The sequence below is a fragment of the Bacillus haikouensis genome (assembly GCF_013179555.1).
GTDB classification, from domain to species: domain Bacteria; phylum Bacillota; class Bacilli; order Bacillales; family Bacillaceae_B; genus Rossellomorea; species Rossellomorea haikouensis_A.
The window spans coordinates 1-1,372 of the sequence record NZ_JABMCR010000531.1; the positions used below are offsets into that span (position 1 = coordinate 1).

Sequence of the window (1,372 nt, forward strand, 5' to 3'; positions counted from 1 at the left end):
AACCTGAAACCGTGTGCCTACAAGTAGTCAGAGCCCTGTGCATCTTTCCTTTGGAAAATGCCGGGTGATGGCGTGCCTTTTGTAGAATGAACCGGCGAGTTACGATCCCATGCAAGGTTAAGTCGATGAGACGGAGCCGCAGCGAAAGCGAGTCTGAACAGGGCGAATGAGTATGTGGTCGTAGACCCGAAACCAGGTGATCTACCCATGTCCAGGATGAAGTCCAGGTAACACTGGATGGAGGTCCGAACCCACGCACGTTGAAAAGTGCGGGGATGAGGTGTGGGTAGCGGAGAAATTCCAATCGAACCTGGAGATAGCTGGTTCTCTCCGAAATAGCTTTAGGGCTAGCCTCATGTGTAAGAGTCTTGGAGGTAGAGCACTGTTTGGACTAGGGGCCCTCATCGGGTTACCGAATTCAGACAAACTCCGAATGCCAAAGACTTATCCATGGGAGTCAGACTGCGAGTGATAAGATCCGTAGTCGAAAGGGAAACAGCCCAGACCACCAGCTAAGGTCCCAAAGTATACGTTAAGTGGAAAAGGATGTGGAGTTGCTTAGACAACCAGGATGTTGGCTTAGAAGCAGCCACCATTTAAAGAGTGCGTAATAGCTCACTGGTCGAGTGACTCTGCGCCGAAAATGTACCGGGGCTAAACGTATCACCGAAGCTGTGGATTGACACCGTTTGGTGTCAGTGGTAGGAGAGCGTTCTAAGGACTGTGAAGCCAGATCGTAAGGACTGGTGGAGTGCTTAGAAGTGAGAATGCCGGTATGAGTAGCGAAAGATGGGTGAGAATCCCATCCACCGAATGCCTAAGGTTTCCTGAGGAAGGCTCGTCCGCTCAGGGTTAGTCGGGACCTAAGTCGAGGCCGATAGGCGTAGACGATGGACAACAGGTTGATATTCCTGTACCACCTCTTTTCCGTTTGAGCAATGGGGGGACGCAGGAGGATAGGGTAAGCGCACTGCTGGATATGTGCGTCTAAGCAGTTAGGCTGATGATGAGGCAAATCCCGTCATCGCGAAGGCTGAGCTGTGACAGCGAGCGAAATATAGTAGCGAAGTTCCTGATTCCACACTGCCAAGAAAAGCCTCTAGCGAGGAAAAAGGTGCCCGTACCGCAAACCGACACAGGTAGGCGAGGAGAGAATCCTAAGGTGAGCGAGAGAACTCTCGTTAAGGAACTCGGCAAAATGACCCCGTAACTTCGGGAGAAGGGGTGCTCTTTGGGGTTTATAGCCCCGAAGAGCCGCAGTGAATAGGCCCAGGCGACTGTTTAGCAAAAACACAGGTCTCTGCGAAGCCGTAAGGCGAAGTATAGGGGCTGACGCCTGCCCGGTGCTGGAAGGTTAAGAGGAGTGCTTAGC

The 1,372-nt window shown here is 52.2% G+C and carries 1 rRNA gene; it reads left to right on the plus strand.

The features are described 5' to 3' along the window. Positions 1–1,372: ribosomal RNA gene (locus HP456_RS24000) — 23S ribosomal RNA — on the plus strand; the annotation flags it as partial.